This window comes from Pusillimonas sp. MFBS29 (assembly GCF_020687695.1).
Taxonomy (GTDB): Bacteria; Pseudomonadota; Gammaproteobacteria; order Burkholderiales; family Burkholderiaceae_B; genus Pusillimonas_C.
In genome coordinates, this window is record NZ_JAJEWL010000005.1 from 200,023 (window position 1) to 217,059 (window position 17,037).

Here is a 17,037-nt window from a genome sequence, read left to right on the forward strand (position 1 = left end):
GGAACAAGGCCTGACGGCCAACCGTATACGGCCTGCCGTCAGGCTGACCACATCATCAGGCTTCTTTGTTCTGCTTGATGTCCCAAGCCACCAGGCTTTCGGCACCCTTGCCACCCGATTCAGTCTGCTCCCAGTACTGCTGCTTGACTCGAGCAGCCTGGAAGGCATAGTTGACCACCACCGCTTCGGAATCGCTGTCAGCAGCAACCTGCACCGATGTGACCAGCACCTCTTCCAGCGTGATCTTGGAGTATTCGATCTGTCCGCCACCAGCTTTGCACATGGACAGCTCGATCTTGCTCAGGTGCTTCCCGTTGGCGCAATGCTTCATGACGGCCGGCGCAGCCTTGTCTATACGCGCAACCACATGCAGGTCGTTGAAATTCGCCTTGCCCATGCCGCCGCCACCGCCGCTGGTGATGGAGCCTGGCTGGGTTGCGCCCCAGGAAAACGATTGGATATCGGTCCAATCCTTATGATTTGCATCTTTCGATTCGCCGCTGGCGCCATCGATCTTCATGAACATATCTACTGCCATAACACACCCCTGGTTAGAAAATGAAGAGAGAAAAGCAAGTGCAGGCAACTGCCGGACACACTCGACTCACTGGTGCTGACTGCAATCCGCTTAACCGTCGTTCTGCTTCAACGAAGGCAATTTGGACACCAGCCGTAAAGAGACCGTCAGCCCTTCGAGCTGATAATGCGGTCGCAGAAAGAACTTGGCAGCGTAGTAGCCCGGGTTGTCCTCAAGCTCCTGCACCTGAACTTCAGCCGCTGCCAGCGGCTTGCGTGCTTTCGTTTCCTGTGATGAGTTAACCGGATCACCATCCACGTAATTCATGATCCAGTCATTGAGCCAACGTTCCATATCGTCGCGCTCACGAAATGAACCTATCTTGTCGCGCACTATGCACTTCAGGTAATGCGCGAAACGGCAGCAGGCAAACAGATAAGGCAGGCGGGCCGACAAGCGCGCATTGGCCGACGCATCGGCGTCGTAGTACTCTGCCGGCTTCTGCAACGACTGTGCACCGATAAAGGCGGCAAAGTCAGAATTCTTGCGGTGCACCAGCGGCATGAATCCACTTTTGGCCAGCTCGGCCTCGCGACGGTCACTGATGGCGATCTCGGTCGGACACTTCATGTCTACGCCACCGTCATCGGTCGGAAAGGTGTGGCACAGCATATTCTCTACCGCACCACCCGACTCCACGCCACGAATGGACGTGCACCAGCCGTAATCCTTGAAGGAACGGTTGATGTTTGCTGCCATCGCATACGCCGAATTGGACCAGGTGTAGCGATCGTGGCTGGCGCCCTCGGTTTCCTCTTCGAAATCAAATTCATCCACCGGATTGGTGCGTGCGCCATAGGGCAGCCGCGACAGAAAACGGGGCATGGCCAGACCCACATAACGCGCATCTTCCGACTCGCGCAGGCTGCGCCAGGCCGCATACTCGGTGTTTGTGAATATATTGGTCAGGTCCCTGGGGTTGGCCAGCTCCTGCCAGGAATCCATTTGCATGACATCGGGCGACGCCCCCGCAATAAATGGACAATGTGCCGCCGCAGATATCTTGGCAATTTCACCCAGCAACTCAATATCCTGAGGGCTGTGGTCAAAGTAGTAATCGCCCACAAGGCAGCCCAGCGGCTCACCACCGAATTGGCCATACTCTTCTTCGTAAACGCGCTTGAAGATAGGGCTTTGATCCCAGCCCACGCCCTTATGGCGCTTGAGCGTGCGGCCCAGCTCCTTCTTGGTGATGCACATGGCCCGGATCTTCAGCATCTCGTCGGTTTCACTGTTGTTGACCAGATAGTGCAAGCCACGCCAGGCGCCTTCCAGCTGCTGGAACTGCTCATGATGCAGGATGAGGTTGATTTGCTCGGACAGCTTGCGATCTATCTCGGCAATAATTCCTTGAATGGACTGGTAGGCATCCGTAGACATCGTCACCGAATGGTCCAGGGCCTGCTGGGCCAGCGTCCTGACAGCATGCTCCACGGCCTCTCTGGCCTGATCCGTCTTGGGCTTGAACTCCTTCTGCAGCAAGGCTGACAAGCCATCGGCTTGTTCAGCATAGGAGTCTTCCGGCAATTCCTGCAGCGCGGTATTCTGGGTTTGTGCGTTCATAAAGCGAACTCCGTATCAGGCCTGTTCAGGGTTAAGGTCAGCATCGGCGCCATCCGGCTCCGGCGACTGCGGTTTGGGTGCGCCAGCCAGCGCACCCATCAGCGCCGGGTTCTCCAGCACTTTCCCGATCAACTCTTCGGCGCCCGTCTTGCCGTCCATATAAGTCAGCAGATTGGCCAATTCCGTGCGCGCATCCAACAGGGTTTTCAAGGCATCTACTTTGTTGGCAACCGTGGCCGGAGAAAAATCATCAATGCTGTTGAACTCAATATCGACAGCCAACTGGCCCTCTTCCGTGAGCGTATTGGGCACATGAAAAGCCACCCTCGGCTTGATCGCCTTCATACGGTCATCAAAATTATCGATATCAACATCCATGAACTTGCGCTCGGCTACTTCGGGCTGAGCCTGCGTCGACTTGCCTGCCAGATCCGCCATCACGCCCATGACAAAAGGCAGATTCACGGTGCGCTCCGCACCATAAATCTCCACGTCATACTCGATCTGTACGCGTGGCGCCCTGTTACGCGCTACAAATTTCTGTCCACTTTTACTGGTCGCCATGCATCACTCCTCGTGCAAGGTTATTAATTGATCTGAAATCCAGGGCAACAGAGCCCCTTCATTCGGCTTCACCCTTGGGAACCCATGCCTGAAACTGATCCAGGCCCTGCGGCGCAAGATTCTTCAGCATTTCGTAGAAATCCAAGGGTATGGTCTGCTGGGCCCGGCGTATCAAATAAGGCGCCGGATGGCTGGGTTCGTGACGCTCGAAATAAAGCGAGGCCTTTTCCAGCGCCAGCAGCGCATCTTCGCGAGTCTGAATGACCGCCTCGCGCCATACGCCTTCCGACACCGTCCGGGCATCCGCGTGTGCAGTCATCTCCGCCGGCAGGGTACCGGCCTGCTGCGCAAGATCACCCTCAACTGAGGTCGACCCTGGCTCTTGCCCGGCCTCCTGCACAGCCGCGTCGGTCACGCTGGCAACCATACCCAGCGTACGACGCATGCTCATGAAATCAGGCACCCACTCGGACCCAATACGCGCTGCCACAATGTCCTCGATGGCCTGCAGGCCGGCCAGCGCCTGAGTAACCGCCAGCAATTCGGGCGCTTCGAGCAGACGGGCATGACGCAAGGCTTCCACCAGGCGTGGACGTCCGCCCGGATAGCCATCGAACTGCGTCTTGCTCCCGTCAAGCAAGGCTTCGGCCTCGCGCAGCGACACCTGCCCATGCACCCCTTGCAGCAAGAACGCCGAGCGCACGCTGCGGGCGACGCCTTGCGTATCGCCCAGAGCCACGAGCGCATTCACACGCGGCATGGGGTCATGCTCATCGTCAAGTATCAACAAAGGATATATATTGTCCCAGTGACCATCGAGGACGGTTGCCAGCAACTGTATGCCGTCTGAAAAGCCACACAAGCCTCTCAGTTCCGTCCAGGCCTGTGTCAGCAGCACAAGCACCCGTATGTCGCAAGTACGTTCACTGAGGGCGGCGGCCTCGCGCTCTATCAAGGCCCAGTCGGGTGCCTGCCCCGGAATAATGGTGGACCCGAACTGCTGCTCGGGCTTGCCCGCAACGGCCTGCTGCAGTGCGAGGAACTCGGGACTATATTCCAGATCGGCCCCGGTATAGGACGGGGACGCAAAGGTATCAAACAGGTCAGCAAGCTCGGCCATTGAATCTCATCTGTAGCGGTTTGCCGGGAAGCTGTCATGGACAGCCCCCTGGTCAGAAGTGATGAAATTCTAGGCAGACGGTACTTAGCCAATGTGACACGTTCTATTTTTTACAGTATTTAATATCTTGTACGTGTCACGCTACATATTGATACGCCGTGCTAGCTGGACTTGTTCGATGCTGCCGCGTTGCTTTCTTCCAGGCGCTGTACTTTAGTGCCTTCGAGCGAAACACCCGCCATCAGGCCGGCATTCGTCATGACAAAGCCCACCACAGGTTCATTCAGGGTGTTCAGGTCAACCGAGCCATTGGCGCTGACATTGGCCACCGCAACCGTAGCGTCGATGCCGGCAGTCCAGCCATTGCTGGCCAGGAACTTGTCGAGCGCGTCTTTCGTCTTGAAGACGAAAATAATGGCCTTGGACTGTGCACCCAGCTGTAAGCCGACCGAACCACTGGAGGTCGTGTAATAGCCCTGGTTCTTGCCCTTGACCCGCAATACCCCGTTGCCATGTTCCGCGCCAATAAGCACGCTGGCACCCAGTACTTTCGGGAACACCAGCACGCCGGCCGATTGCGCAACCAGGTCACGCGATCCCGGAGCAACCTGGTAGAGCCGTTTTATGGCAGCATCGGAACCGGTATTGATGTCTTCTATGACCTCTGCACGGGTTTTCTGGTCACGCGGCAAAGTGGTGGTGCACGCGGTCAGTGCCAGACCAGCGGTAGCCAATACTGCGGCTGTCAGCACTTTGCGTGAAGTGATGGTAAATTTTTTGTTCATCAGTAGCTCCAGAGTGTTGGTGTTCGAAAGTACAGCACCTTTCTGCATTTGCCAGCAAGCAGGATGCCCGCGCCTACAGCTTACCGCCCGCCGTAATCAAAATGCAATCTTCGCCCCGAGGGACACATGACCATACGCTATTCCAAGATCCTGCTTGTTGCGTCCATTGCATTATTTGCAACCCTTACCGCATTCGGCAACATTACCGACTACGGCAGTAACTTCGCCTTCGTGCAGCATGTACTGCTCATGGACACTATCTTTCCGGAAGCCACCATCCGTTATCGTGCGATTCAATCGCCAGCCCTACATCACGCTGCCTATTTATTGATCACCGCACTGGAAGCCCTGACCGCCATCCTGTGCTGGGTCGGAGCCTGGCGTTTACTAAGGCTGGCCAAGGCCTCCCATCAAGACTTCAACCGTGGAAAAAATATGTCCATCGCCGGACTGACACTGGGCTTTCTGGTTTGGCAAACAGGCTTCATGTCGGTGGGCGGAGAATGGTTCGGCATGTGGATGTCTGAGCAGTGGAATGGCGTGCCATCGGCATTTCGTTTTTTTGTCACCATTATTCTCGTGCTGATTTATCTGGTGCAGCCTGATACCGACCATGCTGCAGGAGTACAGTAACGTTTTTCCAATTCGTGATCAGGGTTAAGCGCCATGAAGACCATTCAATACTATTTCTCACCGATGTCGCCCTGGACCTATCTTGGCCATGAAAGACTGATGGACATCGCCCGGCACCATGGCGCAGCCATCGAACCCAAGCCGACCAACCTGGGCAAGATATTTCCGGCGTCCGGGGGCCTGCCCTTGAAAAAACGCGCGCCCCAACGCCAGGCTTACCGCCTGCGCGAACTGGAACGCTGGTCGCGGTACCTGACACTGCCGTTGAATTTGCATCCCAAGTTCTTTCCTGTCGACGACACAGACGCTGCCTTGATGATCACAGCCACCCTTGCCAAGGGCGATGTTCAGGCAGCACTGGTCCTGTCCGGCAAGCTGCTGCGTGCCGTTTGGGTCGAAGAAAAAGATATTGCAGACGCCGGCACCCTGATGCAGGTGGCCAACGAAGCCGGCCTGGATGGCGCCGCATTGTATTCGGCGCGCGATGCAGGCATGGCTCTATACGAGCAATACACTCAAGAGGCGGCCCGGCTTCAGGTATTCGGTGCGCCCTGGTATGTGTACAAGGGCGAACCGTTCTGGGGTCAGGACAGGCTGGACTTTCTTGATCGGGCGCTGGCTGACTGATTTATAGAAAGAGTACTTGCTGCTCAGGCAACAGCACTGGCCTCATCCAGCAGCGCAATATCAGCCGCAGTCAGCGTAAGCCGGGTAGCCTTGATCAGGCTATCCATCTGTTCAAGACGAGAGGCGCTGGCGATCGGTGCCGTAACACCTTCACGCGTCATCAGCCAGGCCAGGGCCACCTCGGCAGGCTTTCCATTATGACCCTGTGCCACCGTATCCAGCGCATCAAGAATGCGCAAGCCGCGTGCATCCAGATACTTTTCAATACCGCCCCCGCGCGCACTCTTGCCCAGGTCGTCTTTGCTGCGATACTTGCCGCTGAGAAAGCCCGAGGCCAGGCTGTAGTAAGTGATGACCCCCAGTTGCTCGGACATGACCAGATCACGCAACTCACCTTCGTAGCCGGCACGATCATAAAGATTGTATTCAGGCTGCAATACGTCGTAGCGCGGCAGGCCGGATCCACTCGACGCAACCATGGCTTCACGCAATTGCGCAACGCTGTAATTGGATGCGCCTATGGCCCGCACCTTGCCTTGCTGGATCAGCGTTTCATAGGCGCGCAAGGTTTCCTCGATGGGCGTTTGCTCGTCGGGAAAATGACTAAAGTACAGATCAATACGGTCGGTTTGCAAACGGCGCAGGGAATCCTCGGCGGCTTCGATAATCCGCCTGGCCGACAGGCCGGTGCGATCCGGCCCGAGCGGAGCCCCCACCTTGGTAATAAGCACTACTTTCTCGCGCCGCGAGGCATCGGCCTTGAGCCACTGGCCAATGATGGTTTCTGATTCCCCGCCCTGATTCCCGGGAACCCAGGTCGAATACATATCTGCAGTATCGATAGCGTTCAGCCCTGCACCCACAAAGCAATCCAGCAAGGAAAACGAGGTTTGCCTGTCTGCGGTCCAGCCAAATACATTGCCGCCAAAAACCAAAGGCGCGATTTCAAGGCCGGTTTTACCCAGTTTTCGCTTTCCGGTTGTGGGGGAATGATGCGATGTGGTCATTGCGAGCCCTTCCTTAACTTATGAAACGTACACGAACTATTCATCAGATATAACATATGACGCTGCAAGAATTATTTTGCACGTTCACCAAAGGCGTTTTTCATGAAAATAGATGACGACACCCTGCGGCGCATTACTGAATTGACACTCACGCACTACAACCAATCCGCCGACAGCTTCCGGGCGGGAACAAGCGATCACGATGTCAGCCAGAATATTGCCGCCCTGCTGCGCCATATAGAAGGAACGCCGCCGTTCACCTTACTGGACCTGGGATGCGGCCCTGGACGCGACCTGAAAACCTTCAGCGCACTGGGGCACCACGCCATAGGCCTGGACGGATCAGAACGTTTTGTCGAAATGGCCCGCAGTGACACCGGTTGCGAGGTCTGGCATCAGAATTTCCTCGACCTGCAATTGCCCGCAGGCTACTTCGACGGCATTTTTGCCAACGCTGTTCTGTTCCATGTTCCGCTACAGGCGGTGCCTCAGGTCCTGAGACGACTACACGCAACACTCAAGCCGCGAGGCGTGCTGTTTTCCTCGAACCCTCGCGGGCAGAACCAGGAAGGCTGGAATGGAAACCGCTACGGCTCTTACCATGACCTGACGCAATGGCAATCACTGATGCAGGCTGCCGGCTTCCACGAACTGGAACACTATTACCGACCAGACGGCCTGCCACGCGAACAACAGCCCTGGCTGGCCAGCGTGTGGCGAGCGGCATAGCCGAACAGCCATGCCATGCCATCCCATGCAGAAATGCTGACACAGCCACATGGCCCTTCATTGCCGCAAAAATAATTAATATGTTACTAAATCGAGCGGTGGATTTTCTCGAACAATAAGGAGAGGCATGGAGGATAGGCATGGGCTATCTCAAGTTTTTGCGAGAAGGCGTCGACGTCGGCAGGAACTCTGTAATGAGGCTGGCACTGGCTGGCGGGCTCCTGTCGTTTACAGTTCCGATTGGATTGTCACTGTACTGGGCATGGCAGCAGAACCTGGATGACCAGGAGAAAAAAGCCGCTGCTATCGCCCACGAAGTGTTGCGCCGCAGTAACGACGCGATCGACCCGGTTGTACAGTCGATCTACCCCGCCCTTTTTAACGCCCAAACCGCCGAACCTTGTTCATCTGAAACAATCGCGGCAATGCGACGGCTGGATCTGGCGTCTGATCAGGTACAGACTGTTGCGTATGTCCAGGACAACACCTTGCTGTGTTCGGCCTATGGGCACCACAACATTCCTCTGGGCCCACCTTCCTTCATCACTCCCCGGGGCACCAGCATATGGGCCTCACACGAACTGCCAACCATCCCTGGAGCGAAGTTCTTGTTTATGACCCAGAAAGATACAGGCTACACCGCAGTGATCCTGTCCAAAACCTTTCTGAATATATTCACCGATGACCCTGAAGTATCTGTCGGCCTTTATTCCCTGTCGTCCAAAAGTCTTATTGCCGGAAGAGGAAAGTATGATCCTCACTGGCTCGACACCACCAGGGGAAAAAACAAAAACTCAGTTCACCGACGGGGACAGTCTGGTTGCCATACAGCGTTCCGACGCCTTTGAGTTTGCCGCATTTGCCACCTTGCCAATGGTAAATATCCAACGAGGCCTCTACGACAAGGCCTTGGTGCTTGTTCCCCTTGGTGTACTTGCCGCAGGAGTACTCGCGTTTGCTGTATTCATTTTGACGCGTCAGCAGCTGACTTTGATCTCGACCCTCAAGGTCGCGTTGAAGCGCCGGGAATTTTCTATGGTTTATCAGCCTATTGTGGATTTGCAATCAGGTCGATGGCTCGGTGCAGAAGCGCTTGTTCGATGGCATCGCCCAGCCGGTGAAACAGTGCCTCCGGATATATTCATCAAAGCAGCCGAAGACGCGGGATTTATTCAAGACATCACAGCGCAAGTCATGGAAATGGTAGGTCGGGATGCCACACAATTCTTCAAACGCCACCGGGACTTTCACATTGCCATAAATCTTTCCTCTGCCGATCTGGAGTCTCCGACAACGATATCAGCACTTGCCAGGCTTGCAGCACAAACGGGCGCAGGTAACGGCAATCTTCTTGTTGAGGCAACGGAGCGCGGATTCCTGGAAGCTGAAGTTGTACGTGACACGCTTCAACAGATCCGCTCAATGGGCATACAGGTAGCAATCGATGACTTCGGCACCGGATACTCAAGCTTGTCGTATCTGGAAGATTTTGAACTGGACTCTCTGAAGATCGACAAATCCTTTGTGGACACGCTGGGCAAGGACTCTGCAACAAGCCAGGTGGTGCCACACATCATAGAGATAGCCAAATCCCTGAAGCTGATAATGATTGCAGAGGGCGTGGAAACGGAAGACCAAGCACAGTATCTTCGGGATCGCGGTGTGCAACTTGCGCAAGGCTGGCTGTTTGCGAGGCCGATGTCTTTTGCCGCGTTGAACAAGCGCCTTGGGGCATAGCCGTCAATTAAGCATAGCCAACAAAAAACCCGCAATGCGTTTAAACATGCGGGTTTCTGCAGTACTGTTGGCCAGTTTAAAAAGATAACTGGCGGGACGGAGGGAGTCACATTTAATACCGAAACCCGCATGAATAAAGGATTTCAATCAATCATAGAAATCAGATACCCCCAAAAATACCCCCACTTATGGAGCACTGGAGGGTTTTGCCCGATAACCCCACGATGGTACACGGCAGACGGTAAAAAGCCCGGCGAACCGGGCTGTGTTGGTAGCATGGGGGGTCAGTGGGCGCCTACCAGTTTGTCTATGCGTGGCACGCCGCCAACTTTTGGCACCTTCCCGCACCATTCACTGAATCCCTGCCGCGGGTACACTGCTTCACCATCACGGTATTCATACGGTGGGCCGTACTGCAATACGCCACATACCTGCTCAGTCAGGCGGCGCCAGTCTTCCAACCTCGCGGGGGTTACGCCAAGCAGCATCACGACAGCATCGGCGGTGTAGTAGACATTGCTCGATTGAGGCTCAGGCATGAGGGCTCCAATTAGGAAACGGAACAAGGGCCTCTATGATGCCGTCGGGTGATGGTGCCGTGAAGGGGTGAACGTTACGCAGTCAACCACTTCCGTGGTGGCCTGATGAAATGGTATTCGACCCCCCCCGGGGGAGTCCCCCCCGTGTCCACAGGTGGGCACCGCCCCCCTCCCCCCTGTCACGGGTAGCTGAAATATAGGCCCTGAAACTTCAGAATCGCGTTTTCTGGCTGTGTAACGCAGCGTATCCAAGATCATATTGTTTTGGTACGCCATCTTGATGGTGGGTTTTAAGCTATACGTCGGCCCGTCGCATGAGTTCCCACATACTCACGCCCAAACACTTACAGATACGCGCAAGGGTTATGGCCGAAAGATTGTGTTGGCCACGCTCCACGCCGCCCATGTAGCTACGATCTACCCCGGCCTCGTATGCGAGTGTCTCCTGAGACAAACCAAGCTCGGCTCTCAGCTCGCGTATAGCCTGCCCAATACTTATTAGGACTGGGTCTCCTGCATAGCGTGGGGATGGTCTTGCCATGCCCGCAATGCTGATTTATTGCCGTACACAGCACCACGGGATATGATACCCATTGGGCGATACATACCGTTTCTTTTACAAGCATCATGAAGGAGGTTTCATGCGTGCAGTGATTGCTGGAATCATTGGGTTGACGCTCAGCGGCTGTGCTACGACGTGGCATAGCGACAGGTTCCCAACTGAAGAATCAAAGCAGGCTCAACTCAGCAAAGACACCACTTACTGTAGGGCAGTCTCTTACGGAGCCGCCCCCATGCCATCTATGCCTGTGGCTCCACAAAGTTATAACGTCCAAGGCAACATCACTGGTTACGGTAGCGCCCGCGGTGCTGAATATAGCTACATGGGGACCGCAACTCCTACACCAAGCTTTTCTTCGGGTCTTTCTCAAGGCATGGCGCTGGGAGCGGCGATTAGGGCGAAAAGAGAACGAGAAGAAATATTCAAGACGTGCATGATAGGCCACGGCTGGTCTGATAAACCGCTGCCTGCGCAAGAAAGTACGTCATCCCAACCCACAATGCACGCTATGAGCGCTGTTGCGCCAATAGCGACACCCCCTGCGGATATTCTGCCTCATACAGACTCCCATTCTTCATCCCCCACGCCTCCCGCTGGGCCACTTATGGTCTCATGCGGGTTCTTTTTCGACAATAAAACTCCCGGAAGATATTCAGGAGGGGATAGTACTCACAACTACATTATCGACACTGCATCAAAAACCGTTAAAAAAGCATCCGGGAAAGAGCTTCTAGTTAGATCATGGGACGAAGATAAAATAATCGTCGAGGATAAGGGCCCCACATTCGGAACCAATCCACCACTTATTTTGAATTTCATTTCTGCTTTTGACAGAATAAAAGGCGAATTCTGGTTTACAGGGGTATGGAAAACAGAGCAGGGAAAAATCATATCAGGAGAAGCATTAGCCGCTATCGCAAGGAATAGCCCACACATTCCAAAAACAGGACCCTTCTCAGTTAGCGAGTGGGGAACTTCAAAAGGTGATTGTAGGGTTGTGCAGAAAAAGTTCTGATCCAAATATAAAAACCACCTGCCGCATGCCTGCGCCTATCCTGTGAGCAGGTCCACCCCTGCAATAAACGCCGTCACCGCGCGCTTCAGCTCAAGAGCCTCCCGAGTCGCCGTGCCATGGGTGGTGGCGTTCTGGCCCACTACGGCCTTCCCTTTCTCCGTTACCGGCCCACTGCTGGCTTCCCACGGGCGCCACTGTGATATAGCATCCCGTTGTGCCTCGCGCTTCCCTGGCCCCCACCGCTTACTCATAGCCGTATAGTTTGATTTGTTGGTTTCGTGGCTTACACATCTTCCACGTCCACCACAGGGGGCGGGCGCTTACTTCGAATTTCAGCGAGGGTGGCAACCGCCCGCGTGGCGCACCGCTGGCACTGGAGCGCCAATTTCATGAGCATATCCGTCTGGTGTCCGTCGCCCGCAGCCACGGCACGGCGAGCCAATCCCACGAATAGCAAATCCAAATCGGCCACTTGGCCCTGTAGCCTCTGCTCCGGAGTCTGTCTGGCTTCCGCGTTGCGGGCCAGTGTTATGTCAGATGCAGTGGAGGGCGCCACCCGCCCGGTTGCCGTTACCCCCTGTGCCCACTGGTCTGCTTGCTGCAATATGGCGGACACCGCCGATGGCGAATTACTGGATGGTGTATTGGATGTAGTCATTTTTGCACCTCTAGTTCTGTCTGCGGTGGAGGGTGCCACTGCACCCCCTATATGCTTTGCGCTATACCCGGTTTTTCGGTCACTCAGTCACCTCTCAATATCCATGCGGGTTTCAGGCGTTTTTGCTTTAGCCAACCTCTAGTCACCTCGGTCACCCGGTCACCTTTTTTGACCATTGCCAGGCGGGTGCCGTTATCGGATGGGAACAGCAAAAAGGTGACTGAAGACGTCAAAAGTGACCGGGGTGACTCAAGGGTGGCCGAACGAAAATGCCCCAAAACCCGCATGGATAAAGGAAGGTGACTAGGTGACCGAAGAAATGGGGGTTGTGGGAAGAACATATAGGTAGCGCTCGAAAGCGTCCCGGAAGTCCTCCCGCCGGTACCCCTTCGGTGCAAGTCCCCCCGCGAGCTTCACCGTGGTACTTTCGATGCCGAATTGCTTCACCAGTTGGCCCAGCCGCCGAACGGATATTGGCTGGCCCCGCGACCACGTAGCCCATGGCGCTTCCTCATCGCTTACCAAGGCAGTACGCAGCTCCTGCATGGAAATGCGCGCTACGCCTTTTTGCTCGAACACGGCTTTGATGTCAGTCAGCAATTCCACGGTCACACTCTGGCTGCTTTCGCGGTTTGCATTGCATGTATGAACCGCCGCCGCCCGGGCAGCAGCGCCCCAGCGGCCACCGGCCCGGTCGGCCACGGCCAACAGGGGCTCCCAGTTGTCTTGATCGCGGTCCCCCAGTTCATCCGGCAGGGTGGGCCTTGCGGTACGTATGGCGTTGGCATTGTCGGCTGCCCACCGGGCGAGCTTTCGCTGTAAGGTGTCGAACAATCCGGGTTCTGCATGGCGCAGCCGCTGCACCTGCTCCTCGGGCTTCCTTCGCCGGAGCTGCGCCACGATGGCGCGGGAAGTCACGGTTTCGGCAAGCTGATCCGCATTGATCCCGGCTATGGCCTTGAACCCAAACACTGAGAAGCGTCGGGGCTCGAAGTCATCGCCGACCGGCACAGACCGCCAGACGAAAGCCGAATCCCGCGTGTGTCCAGCGTTGAACAGTCCCCGCAGGTCTTCGGCCTCCTTGGTCAATACGGTTTCGATCTCATCCACCAGCAGCGTGGGGCTGTATTTCTCGATCATGCGAAACAGGACTGATGGCGAAATCCCGGCTGCCTGGGCAGGCCGTGGCACGAGCTTGCCGACCACGGTAAGCAGTTGCGTTTTACCGCATGCCTTTTCGGGGGCGTTGATTAGCAGCAGCGGGCAGGCGTGGACCGAATCGACAAGCCACGTGGTGGCGCACCATAGCGTCGTAGCCACCACCGCCGCAGAATCACACACGATGAACCGCTTGATTGTGCGGGCCACGTCCGCCAGCAGGGCTTCACCGCTCACGGGATGGGGCCATGGCTCCACATCGTCGAACGCGGCATAGTGGCGGCCTTCCTCCTTGCCAGCGTCGCGCACGGCTTGCACTGCCTCATCCAGCGTCGGCGCCCGCACTCCCAGCCGTTCGGCTTCTTCCTTCCGAACACGCTCGTACTCAAACAGGGGTAGAGCCGCCAGCCGTGCAAGGGTTTGTGCGTCGTCATCGGTGGCAACGATGGAAGCGGCGGGCAACGGACCGCCCACGGTGGGGATTACCGCCCCCGCATCGCGCGCCATTTTGAGAAGGGACCGGGCTGTTACTCCATCACCGCCAGCGAATGAGTGCCAGCGGCGGGCCAGCACATCACTGCCCGGGTACTTGCTGCTGGACGCCGACCATTCATCCCAGTATGAGAACCCGGCCCCGTCCGTTTCATGATGCAGGGCCATGCCCACCCGCAGCCATTCGTCGTGCGGCAAGTCGGAATCAAGCACCGCTAGGGCAGCGATGATCTGCTCTAATGTGAGCCCCAGCCGGGCCGAAGGATCGCCAAGGTCTGAATTGTCCACGACACCAGGCAATGGCTGCAACGGGTACGGGGTGGCCCCACCGCCCTGTAGGGCTTCGACCAGCCACGCCGGGGCTTCGACGATGATGTCGGAGTGTTCGACCACACCGCCTTCAGTATCCCAGCGGATTACATACCCCCCCTCGCCGCGAACGTCTAAGCCCAGCCCCAGCTTCCCCGCCGATGATTTGATGGTCATGCCGTCAGTCGTCGCAAAGAACACATGGCGCCCGCCGGAACGCGTATGGTGGGTGCGCGTCGGTGGCAACCCCTGCCCCCGTTCCCGTAACGTGGCGAAACCATCGGCGCCGTCTGCATGGCCCACGTCTATGTCGAGTACGAAAATGGCCCCGCCCGTGGGCATACCTGCGAGCGCATCGGGGTACCTGTTTGACCACGCTGCAATCTGGTCCGGGTCCGTGGAAGCAGCCAGGAAGCCCCGGGGTACAAGTGGCGCTTTGGTGCTACGGTTGCAGGGGAACACGGGGATGCCTTGCTGGGCGAGGGGCAGCGCCTTGTCCGCGAAAGTGGTGCTCATTACGCAACCTCCCTGCACAACACTGTAGTTTTCGGATAAGGGGCTACTTGCCACTCCTCCTTCCTTTCAGCTTGGCGGCACGGAATCTGGCGGATGCCTGGATCGTCGGGGCAGGTGCGGCCGATGTAGAAATGCACGCCGCCACAATACGGGCAGTTGGTAGTTTTCACCGCGCCGGGAAAGTATCCGTCAGCAGGACTTACGGGTGTAAGCCAGCTATCCCACGGGGCGAGTTTGGCGTGGGCGCGTCGAGCTTTTTTTGAAATACCCATGTTACCCGTGGTACCCTCGTTATCGTGATGTGCGTTACCTATGCTGTCACTGGCGCCCCGTTGCAGCGGGGCGTTTTTCTTTGGGGTTCCCATGTTCATATATCCCCCTGGTTTTCCTGCCAGCCTTGCGGATCGGCCATCCATTCGCGGACAGACGATAAGCGCCAGCGGGTGCAGCGGGCAGACAGCTTTATAGGTTTCGGGAATTTCCCCACCGCCGCCAGCTTCCAGGGCCAGGAACGGGACGCACCGATCAGGTGGGCGGTTTCTTTATCAGTGATTAGCCGGTCATCGGCTGTGGCATGTTGCGCCATGGTGGCTCCTTATAGAAACGGAAACATTCATGGCCGAACTATGCCCCGAGGGCCGCTGGTGTTGAGCGCGTCAGCTAGCTGGCTGCATGGAATTTTCGCGTTTCCATTTGGTACACCACCTTCTGATGGTGCTTTCCACGGCCCCTGCATCGTGGTGCATATAGGCCATACGCTTCGCGAAATGGTTTGCAGAGTGGAAATGGGATTGCCCTGATTTCCAGCGGTCGTACTCCACTTTAATCGCCGCTCTCAACGGTTCATACCGCTGTTTACTCGCCCGTGCCGCGCGACTGGCTGTCTCGCTACGCGCCTTTTGGGCGATGGCATCACGGCTAATACTCTGTTCAGCCAAGATGGTGGCAGCCATGCGCCGCGCTGTTTCTGCATCAAGCTGACTATCTTCCAGCAAGTCCCGAAGCCGCCGACTGTGCACCCAGTCATGCGCCGCCATGCGCAGTATGGCTTCGCGTGAAAGCCCGCTAAGCGCCCTTTTTGCATCCTCTATTTCCCGGTCGATAGAGGGAAGCGCCAGCCCTCGGCGCCCCGTATCAGGTTTCTTTGCCATCGCCGCGCCCCCCTACGATGCCCGACGCAGGGCCATCACGTTTTCAGCGCGCAAAGCGTCCAGGTGGTCACCCCATGCCTGCATCATCTTCGTTCGCTGGGGTAAGTAGCTGGCGTGGTTGTAGGCCGCGCTCACCTCGTCGCGCTCTTGGTGGGCAAGCTGTAGTTCTATGTGTTCATGTGGCCATCCCTGCTCATGCAGAATGGTGGACGCAACGCCCCGGAAACCGTGCCCGGTCATTCTGCCCCGGTACCCCATGCGATATAGGGCATACAGAACGGTGTTATTGCTCATGTGAGTCGGCTTGCCGGTATCAGCCGGAAACACGAAGGACCGATCATAGGAAATGGCCTGTAGCTGCCCCAGCACCGCCACCGCCTGCTTGCTCAGCGGCACAATATGGGGAGTACGCATCTTCATGCGTTCGGCGGGTATATCCCAGCGCGCCGCGTCTAGGTCGAACTCTTCCCACTTCGCCCCGATCAGTTCGCCGGTGCGCACGAACGTAAGCGCCATGAGTTGCAGGGCCAGCCGGGTATGCTCCCCGCCCACGTACCCATCAATGTCCCGCAGCAGTTGCGGTAGCTCCTTGGCCGACACGCGCGAATAGTTGCGTTTCTTCCGGGCGGGCAAAATGTCAGACGGCTGTACGTCTGCTACCGGGTTGCGTTCTGCAAGGTCGTGGGCCACAGCGTACCGCATGATCTGGCTGCATTTCTGTAGCTGGCGCTTGGCAATGTCCAACGCCCCACGCGCCTCTATCGCTTTCACGCAATCACGCACCTTCGCCGCCGTCAGGGCATTTGCTGGTATCGCGCCGATTGCAGGTAACACATCCACTTCCAGACGGTGCCACACGTCAGCCGCGTGCTTCTCGGTCTTCCCAGGCTTCCAGTGTTCGAACCATTTTCCGGCCACCGCCCGAAACGTCATGGTGTCGGCCACCTGTTCGGCCTTGCGTGATGCCATAGGGTCAGTGCCCGCCGCCAGCACTTCCCGGGCATGCTGGTGCAGCTTCCGCGCCTGGGCCAATGACACATCAGGGTAGGCCCCGAAACTCATCAGCTTTTCCTTCCCCCCATAGCGGTACTTCCAGCGCCACAAACGCGCCCCCTTGGGAGTCACGAACAGGAACATACCGCCGCCGTCCGTCAGCTTGTACGGCTTGTCTTGGGGCTTCGCTTGGCGGACAGCGGTATCGGTCAGGGCCATGGTGGGGGTATCCAAAACGGGGGGATTTGTTGGTACCCCCTAATCTACCCCCACTTGGGGGTAGTTGGCCATACCCTGCCGTA

The 17,037-nt window shown here is 56.9% G+C and carries 19 protein-coding genes; 6 read left to right on the top strand and 13 right to left on the bottom strand.

Translation table 11 applies throughout. The features are described from left to right. Window positions 1–55: 55 nt before the first annotated feature. The 5 genes from LKR43_RS09355 to LKR43_RS09375 form a co-directional block, all read right to left on the bottom strand. On the bottom strand, window positions 56–538 hold the full coding sequence (locus tag LKR43_RS09355) for a type VI secretion system tube protein Hcp (protein WP_227683787.1): 483 nt from the start codon (window positions 536–538) through the stop codon (window positions 56–58). A 90-nt stretch (window positions 539–628) separates the two neighbouring features. Next, on the bottom strand, window positions 629–2,140 hold the full coding sequence (gene tssC, locus LKR43_RS09360) for a type VI secretion system contractile sheath large subunit (RefSeq protein ID WP_227683788.1): 1,512 nt from the start codon (window positions 2,138–2,140) through the stop codon (window positions 629–631). A 15-nt stretch (window positions 2,141–2,155) separates the two neighbouring features. Next, window positions 2,156–2,704: a type VI secretion system contractile sheath small subunit gene (tssB, locus tag LKR43_RS09365; RefSeq protein ID WP_227683789.1), complete on the bottom strand. Its 549-nt coding sequence runs from the start codon at window positions 2,702–2,704 to the stop codon at window positions 2,156–2,158. A 58-nt stretch (window positions 2,705–2,762) separates the two neighbouring features. Then, window positions 2,763–3,824 carry a type VI secretion system protein TssA gene (gene tssA, locus LKR43_RS09370; RefSeq protein WP_227683790.1) on the bottom strand — a complete coding sequence of 354 codons (1,062 nt, stop codon included), beginning with the start codon at window positions 3,822–3,824 and terminating at the stop codon, window positions 2,763–2,765. Window positions 3,825–3,985: 161 nt separating this feature from the next. Next, window positions 3,986–4,609: a YSC84-related protein gene (locus tag LKR43_RS09375; protein ID WP_227683791.1), complete on the bottom strand. Its 624-nt coding sequence runs from the start codon at window positions 4,607–4,609 to the stop codon at window positions 3,986–3,988. Window positions 4,610–4,735: 126 nt separating this feature from the next. Here LKR43_RS09375 and LKR43_RS09380 point away from each other — a divergent pair, with 126 nt between their 5' ends. Continuing rightward, window positions 4,736–5,242, top strand: a complete 507-nt coding sequence (locus tag LKR43_RS09380; protein ID WP_227683792.1) for a DUF2165 family protein — start codon at window positions 4,736–4,738, stop codon at window positions 5,240–5,242. Between the two features lie 33 nt (window positions 5,243–5,275). After that, window positions 5,276–5,869 carry a 2-hydroxychromene-2-carboxylate isomerase gene (locus tag LKR43_RS09385; protein WP_227683793.1) on the top strand — a complete coding sequence of 198 codons (594 nt, stop codon included), beginning with the start codon at window positions 5,276–5,278 and terminating at the stop codon, window positions 5,867–5,869. 23 nt (window positions 5,870–5,892) lie between these two features. Here the strand turns inward: LKR43_RS09385 and LKR43_RS09390 are convergent, their stop codons facing one another. Next, window positions 5,893–6,876, bottom strand: coding sequence for an aldo/keto reductase (locus LKR43_RS09390; RefSeq protein WP_227683794.1), 984 nt, complete (start codon window positions 6,874–6,876; stop codon window positions 5,893–5,895). Window positions 6,877–6,978: 102 nt separating this feature from the next. Between LKR43_RS09390 and LKR43_RS09395 the strand changes: the two genes are divergently transcribed. From LKR43_RS09395 to LKR43_RS09405, 3 genes are all read left to right on the top strand, one after another. Beyond that, the gene (locus tag LKR43_RS09395) at window positions 6,979–7,605 is read left to right on the top strand and encodes a bifunctional 2-polyprenyl-6-hydroxyphenol methylase/3-demethylubiquinol 3-O-methyltransferase UbiG (RefSeq protein WP_227683795.1); all 627 of its coding nucleotides are present in this window, start codon (window positions 6,979–6,981) and stop codon (window positions 7,603–7,605) included. Window positions 7,606–7,745: 140 nt separating this feature from the next. Further along, complete coding sequence (locus tag LKR43_RS09400) at window positions 7,746–8,453, top strand: CSS-motif domain-containing protein (protein WP_227683796.1); 708 nt, start codon at window positions 7,746–7,748, stop codon at window positions 8,451–8,453. Next, window positions 8,356–9,342: an EAL domain-containing protein gene (locus LKR43_RS09405; protein WP_227683797.1), complete on the top strand. Its 987-nt coding sequence runs from the start codon at window positions 8,356–8,358 to the stop codon at window positions 9,340–9,342. The genes LKR43_RS09400 and LKR43_RS09405 overlap by 98 nt, the downstream gene beginning before the upstream one ends. A 284-nt stretch (window positions 9,343–9,626) precedes the next feature. Here LKR43_RS09405 and LKR43_RS09410 read toward each other — a convergent pair whose 3' ends face one another. Then, entirely contained in the window at window positions 9,627–9,881 is a 255-nt protein-coding gene (locus LKR43_RS09410) for a hypothetical protein (protein WP_227683798.1), read from the bottom strand. 295 nt (window positions 9,882–10,176) lie between these two features. Beyond that, window positions 10,177–10,422, bottom strand: coding sequence for a helix-turn-helix domain-containing protein (locus LKR43_RS09415; protein ID WP_227683799.1), 246 nt, complete (start codon window positions 10,420–10,422; stop codon window positions 10,177–10,179). Window positions 10,423–10,522: 100 nt separating this feature from the next. On the opposite strand from LKR43_RS09415, the gene LKR43_RS09420 reads away from it, so the two are divergent. Beyond that, entirely contained in the window at window positions 10,523–11,458 is a 936-nt protein-coding gene (locus LKR43_RS09420; protein WP_227683800.1) for a hypothetical protein, read from the top strand. A 283-nt stretch (window positions 11,459–11,741) separates the two neighbouring features. Here LKR43_RS09420 and LKR43_RS09425 read toward each other — a convergent pair whose 3' ends face one another. The 5 genes from LKR43_RS09425 to LKR43_RS09445 form a co-directional block, all read right to left on the bottom strand. Next, complete coding sequence (locus LKR43_RS09425; RefSeq protein ID WP_227683801.1) at window positions 11,742–12,116, bottom strand: hypothetical protein; 375 nt, start codon at window positions 12,114–12,116, stop codon at window positions 11,742–11,744. A 303-nt stretch (window positions 12,117–12,419) separates the two neighbouring features. Further along, window positions 12,420–14,591 carry a DUF3631 domain-containing protein gene (locus LKR43_RS09430; RefSeq protein ID WP_227683802.1) on the bottom strand — a complete coding sequence of 724 codons (2,172 nt, stop codon included), beginning with the start codon at window positions 14,589–14,591 and terminating at the stop codon, window positions 12,420–12,422. A 367-nt stretch (window positions 14,592–14,958) separates the two neighbouring features. Further along, entirely contained in the window at window positions 14,959–15,177 is a 219-nt protein-coding gene (locus LKR43_RS09435; protein WP_227683803.1) for an AlpA family transcriptional regulator, read from the bottom strand. 70 nt (window positions 15,178–15,247) lie between these two features. Next, window positions 15,248–15,742: a hypothetical protein gene (locus LKR43_RS09440; RefSeq protein WP_227683804.1), complete on the bottom strand. Its 495-nt coding sequence runs from the start codon at window positions 15,740–15,742 to the stop codon at window positions 15,248–15,250. A gap of 12 nt (window positions 15,743–15,754) precedes the next feature. Next, window positions 15,755–16,969: a tyrosine-type recombinase/integrase gene (locus tag LKR43_RS09445; RefSeq protein WP_370632086.1), complete on the bottom strand. Its 1,215-nt coding sequence runs from the start codon at window positions 16,967–16,969 to the stop codon at window positions 15,755–15,757. Window positions 16,970–17,037 lie beyond the last annotated feature (68 nt).